6 protein-coding genes are annotated in these 5,004 nt (G+C 70.5%); 2 read left to right on the plus strand and 4 right to left on the minus strand.

Annotation, left to right across the window (positions count from 1 at the left end):
* Positions 1-208 precede the first annotated feature (208 nt).
* From G5C51_RS39735 to G5C51_RS39750, 4 genes are all read right to left on the minus strand, one after another.
* Entirely contained in the window at positions 209-502 is a 294-nt protein-coding gene (locus tag G5C51_RS39735; protein ID WP_165245440.1) for a hypothetical protein, read from the minus strand.
* 9 nt (positions 503-511) lie between these two features.
* Complete coding sequence (locus G5C51_RS39740; RefSeq protein ID WP_165245442.1) at positions 512-2,056, minus strand: amidase family protein; 1,545 nt, start codon at positions 2,054-2,056, stop codon at positions 512-514.
* 72 nt (positions 2,057-2,128) lie between these two features.
* A complete protein-coding gene (locus G5C51_RS39745; protein ID WP_206314823.1) occupies positions 2,129-2,614 on the minus strand; it encodes a phosphatase domain-containing protein in 486 nt (161 codons plus the stop codon).
* 2 nt (positions 2,615-2,616) lie between these two features.
* Positions 2,617-2,931, minus strand: a complete 315-nt coding sequence (locus tag G5C51_RS39750; protein ID WP_165245446.1) for a GNAT family N-acetyltransferase — start codon at positions 2,929-2,931, stop codon at positions 2,617-2,619.
* A gap of 175 nt (positions 2,932-3,106) precedes the next feature.
* On the opposite strand from G5C51_RS39750, the gene G5C51_RS43535 reads away from it, so the two are divergent.
* Positions 3,107-3,850 (plus strand): peptidoglycan recognition protein family protein, encoded by a 744-nt coding sequence (locus G5C51_RS43535; RefSeq protein WP_165245448.1) that lies wholly within the window; start codon positions 3,107-3,109, stop codon positions 3,848-3,850.
* A gap of 40 nt (positions 3,851-3,890) precedes the next feature.
* On the plus strand, positions 3,891-5,004 hold a 1,114-nt coding region (locus G5C51_RS39760; RefSeq protein ID WP_165245450.1), incomplete at its 3' end, for a DUF4185 domain-containing protein.

The following is a 5,004-nucleotide window of genomic DNA, read 5'->3' on the forward strand; positions in this document are numbered from 1 at the left end:
TAAGAGACAGGGAGGGGGGTGGTTTGCCGCGGCTGTCGGTGGCGGGTGCCCGATCGTCCCGTATGTACGTGAAGACCGCCACCGCCGCCAGTGCCAGTGCGACCGCACCTGCCACCGCGAACCGTGTCCGCGCCATCGATCCCCGCCCTCCGCCACCTGTCCTGTTACCTCTCTTGACGAGGCAATGCGAACGGGAGTTCCCCGGCGATCAGCGCAGCAGCGGATCCACCGCCGCCACCAGCGCGATCGCGCCCGCCACCACCGCCATCGCGACGCGGGTGCGGCCCAGGTGGCTCAGCATGATCGCGGTGCCGGAGAGGGTGAGCGCGCAGCCGTAGAGCGCGAGGGTCACGAGGGAGGGGGAGGCGTTGAGTTGTACGGCCATGGCCGCGGCCACGATGACCATGGCCGCGGCCGCGGTTATCGCCCGGACCCGGCGGGCCTGGCGGGGGGTGAGCCGTTGCGTCGTGAGGCGGCGGAGGGTGGGCCCGAGTGAGGACATGCCGGGAGGTTACCGGGTGGTGTTGCCACCTATGGAGGGCAGGTAGCGGGGAGCGCGCCAGGCGTCCAGCCGCCGCTCCACGGCGGCGCCGAGCGAGAGCAGCCCGGCATCCTGGCGATTTCCGGCCATCAGCAGCACTCCCACGGGCAGCTCGCCGACGAAGCCGGCGGGCACGGAGAGCGACGGATACCCGGACACGGCCGCGGGCGTCGAGGACGGGATGACGTCGTTGTCCCCACGCTTGCAGTCGGTCGTCCAGGCGGGCGGGTTCGTGGGTGCCGCGATGGCGTCGAGGCGGTGGGCGGCCATGGTCTCGTCGATGGAGCGGCGGGAGAGATCGTTGAGTTCGGCGCGCATGGCCCGGTACTCCGGGTCGGTGGTGGGCGGGGCGGCGAGCGCCTGCTCGAAGAGCTCCTGCCCGGCGAAGCAGCTCTGCTCCTCCGGGTGCGTGCGATTGAAGTCGATCAGCTCGGACAGATCGCGCGGCCCCTTGCGGGTGGCGAGGTAGGCGTCGATGTCCCGGTGGAATTCGCTGAGCAGCGCCGGGAATTCGAGCTCACCGAGCCGCTCCTGATAGGGCATCTCCACCTCGACGACGGTGGCCCCGGCGGCGCGCAGCTTCTTCGCGGTACGGGTCATCAGCGCGTCGACGTCTTTGCCGAGGGTGGGCAGCCGCCAGAGCCCGATGCGCTTGCCGCGGAGGGTGCTGGTACGAGCGGTCTCGGCGCTGCTCTCGGTGCCGCTGATGGCAGCGAAGGTGAGCGCGGTGTCGATGACATTACGGGCCATCGGCCCGGCCGTATCCTGCTCCGCGGAGATCGGGACGACCCCCGCCTGACTGACCGTCCCGAGGCTCGGCTTGTGCCCGACCACGCCCGTCATCCCGGCCGGGCACACCACGGACCCGTCGGTCTCGGTGCCGATCGCGACCTGGGTGAGGGAGGCGGCGAGGGCGGCGGCGGAGCCGGAGGACGAGCCGCAGGGATTGCGGTCGAGGACGTACGGGTTGTTGGTCTGCCCGCCGACGGCCGACCAGCCCGAGGTGGGCTTGGCGGCACGGAAATTGGCCCACTCGGAGAGATTGGCCTTGCCGAGGATCACGGCGCCGGCGTCGCGGAGCCGGGTGACCAGGCCGGCGTCGTCGGCCGGCGGGGTGCCGGCGAGGGCGAGGGAGCCCGCGGTGGTCGGCAGGTCGCGGGTGTCGATGTTGTCCTTGAGCAGGACCGGGATGCCGTCGAGCGGGCCGCGGATGTGGCCGCGGCGGTGCCGGGCGTCGCTGGCGGCGGCCTGCCGGAGGGCGGCCGGGTTGGTGTGGATGACGGAGTTGAGCTTCGGGTCGACGGCCTTGATCCGGCGCAGATAGGCGGCGGTGAGCTGGGCGGACGTCAGCTTCCCCGCGTCCCTGCGGGCCTGCAGCTCCGGGATGGTGACGGTGTCGAGGTCGAGGCGGTCAGCGGCTTTGTGGGCGCGTGACCCCGGTGCGCTCGCGCAGAGCGAACCGACGACGAGGGCGGCGATCAGGATGGCGATGCTCGGCCTGTTGAGTTTCCGCATGCGCACAGCCGACCGCCAAGACCGCTTCCACGGAAGAAGATTGCACAAATCCGCGCATCCGGAACCCCCGCCTCAGGTCCGCCCCTCCTCCTCCTGCACCTCATGCAGCACCTCGGCGGCCGGCATCCAGTCCGCCCGTACGACCTGGAACCCGGCGCGCTCGTAGGCCGCGCAGACCTGCTCATCGTCGTCGACGACGGCCGCCACGTCCCGCTCGGCCGCCAGCCCGCGCAGCAACTGCAGCTTGGTGACGCGAGCGGGCCGCCGGTCACCCGCGGCGCGCATCCACAACGGCCCTTCGGGCAGCCCGTGGTCGGTGAGCCAGCGAAGGGTGGTGCGCCGCAGATACTCGGGCCGCCCGGTCACGTACCCGATCTCGCACTCCTTCCCCAACTCGAGCGCGAGCGCGACCCCCTGGGCAAGCGGCGGATCCTCCCCGGCGGCACGGAAGAAGGCGCGCCAGTCCTTGGGACTGGACTCGACGTAATGCAACCGATGCCGGGTATCGGTGAGCGTGCCATCGAGGTCGAAAACGGCGAGCGGTCGGTCAGCGGCCATGCTCACTCGCCCTCCGGAACGTACCGATAGACAACGGACTCACGCGCCTCGAACCCGAGCCGCCCGTAGAGCCGATTAGCGGCCTCGCGGCCGGGCCGGGAAGTGAGGTCGACGCTCCGCGCCCCCGCCGCACCGGCCACCTGCACCGCGGCCCGGGTGAGCTCGGCACCGACATCCTGGTCGCGGGCGGCCTCGTCGACGACGACGTCCTCGATACGGGCCCGGAGCCCGGTGGCGAGGGGCTGGGGGAGCAGCCGCTGAATGGCGCGGAGGACGTCGTCGTCCGGCCGGCTGACCTCGTGGATCTCGATGCTCATGGATTGACCTTAGCGGTGGCGCCGCATGAGTCCACTGCAGGACTACCGTCAGGGTTTACCCGATTTCAACCTGTCGTTGGATGACGTTTACGGCGAGGCGAGCGGACAGTAATTCACGCACCATCCGCAACAAATCACAGCTCGCATCGCAATCAGCCAATCACAGGGGGACAAGGTGAAGCGTCCGGAGAATCCGAACTGGCAGTTAACCGCGCGCGAGTGGGCGCGGCGCGCCGAGCAAGTGGGGCAGCAGCCCCTGCACGGCGGCCACGAGGAGGGCAAGGGCAAGGATAAGGACAAGCGGGAGGCGGAGGCCGCCGAGCTCTCCACGCCGCGGACGCCGCGATTCATCTCGCGGACCGAATGGAAGGCCGAAGAACCCGAGGAAACCCCGAACACCCGGGAATTCTGGCCGGAATGGGGCGGCATCGTCATCCACTACACGGGTGGCGGAGACGAAATGATGGACAAGCACGACTGGGACCCGCGGGACCCGTGGCACACCTGCTACGGCCAGGTGATTCTCATCCAGCGGAAGCAGATGCACCCGTGGCCGGTCATCGGCGGCGAGGACTATTCGGACATCGCCTACAACTACCTGGTCTGCCGGCACGGCTACACCTTCGTGGGACGCGGCCTCATGGTCCAGCCGGGTGCGAACGGCAGCCCGGACCCGAAGCACCCGAAGTGGAACAACGAGCGCTACTACGCCATCTGCGGCCTGCTCGGCTCGGAGAACAAGGAGCCGCCGCAGGCGATGCTCGACGAAATAAAGGCCGTCGCCGACTGGGTACGGACGAACGACCAGGCCGGCGCCAGGATCGAGGGCCGCCACGTCAAGGGCCACCGCGAACTGGGATCGAGCGACGACTGCCCGGGAAGCCTGTACCCGTATATCGGGAAGGGCTACTTCGACTGAGCGCTGGGAACAGCCCGCCGCGCCCACTACTGTGCACCCGATGAGCAATGGTCAACGACCGGACGGCGCCCGGCGGACGGGCATGGGCGTCGTGCTCCTCGTGCTGCTCGCGGCCGCGGTCATCGTGTACGCCGATCGCGACGACGGGGACGACGGCGAGGGGCAGGCCTGCAAGCCGCTGCAGATTTCGGGGTGGGCCAAGGACCGGCGGATGACCGAGGAGTTCGTCCGGTACGGGGATGACACCAGCCGCGCCGATGACTGGACCGGGGGTGACGGCAACCACTCGGTGCGGCTGCCCGACGGGCGGACGTTGTGGCTGGCGTCCGATCCGTATCTCGACACCGTGCGGCGGCCGCCGAATCAGCAGGGGCAGCTCTACCCCTGGCGGGACACCTCCCTCGGCCGGACGCCCTCCTGGGTGCGTAATGCGGCGCTCGTCATGTCGAGCGACGGCCGCCTGGAGCGTACGGTCCTCGGCCAGGCCTCCGGCGCCGCGCCCACCTCGCTCTTCCCCGACCCCACCGCGCCCGTCACCCAGTGGCGCTGGCCCGTGCAGGCGGTCGTCGAGGCGCGGGAGCCGGGGTCCGACGAGAAGGTCGTGCGCGTGCTGCTCTGGAAGCGGCAGCAGGCGCAGGCGCCGTGGATCTACGGCGTGCCGCTCGGCACCGAGGTGGCCACGCTCTCGCTGCCCGACCTGCGGGTCCAGTCGATCGAGCAGGTCAGCGACCAGTCGCGGATCGACAACCCCGACAAGCGGGTGCTGTACGGGTCCGGGAGCGTCACCCAGGGCGGCCACACGTACGTCTTCGGCGGCAGCGACGGCCGTAACGCCCAGGCGGAGAAGGGCACATCCCGCGCCTACGTCGCCCGCGTCCCCACCGGCCGGCTCGCCGACCGCGGCGCCTGGCGCTACTGGGACGGCGACGACTGGCAGAAGGACGCCGCCAAGGCGGCGCCGGTCCTCGGCGACCAGGGCAAGCGCGGCGTCGGCAGCGCCTTCAGCGTGGTGCGGCAGAACGGTACCTGGGTGCTGTTCACCATGGACGCGGGCGACGGCGGCAGGAAGGGACTCAGCCACATCACGTCCTACTGGTCGTGCTCGGCCACCGGCCCCTGGCACGGACCCACCCGCTCCATCAAGGCCCCACTGC

The organism is Streptomyces coryli, from assembly GCF_011044975.1.
Classification (GTDB): Bacteria; Actinomycetota; Actinomycetes; order Streptomycetales; family Streptomycetaceae; genus Streptomyces; species Streptomyces coryli.

Bases quoted from the DNA above. Each gene is read 5' to 3' on its own strand.
- G5C51_RS39735 (WP_165245440.1), bottom strand. From the start codon at position 502: ATGTCCTCACTCGGGCCCACCCTCCGCCGCCTCACGACGCAACGGCTC.
- G5C51_RS39740 (WP_165245442.1), bottom strand. From the start codon at position 2,056: ATGCGGAAACTCAACAGGCCGAGCATCGCCATCCTGATCGCCGCCCTC.
- G5C51_RS39745 (WP_206314823.1), bottom strand. From the start codon at position 2,614: ATGGCCGCTGACCGACCGCTCGCCGTTTTCGACCTCGATGGCACGCTC.
- G5C51_RS39750 (WP_165245446.1), bottom strand. From the start codon at position 2,931: ATGAGCATCGAGATCCACGAGGTCAGCCGGCCGGACGACGACGTCCTC.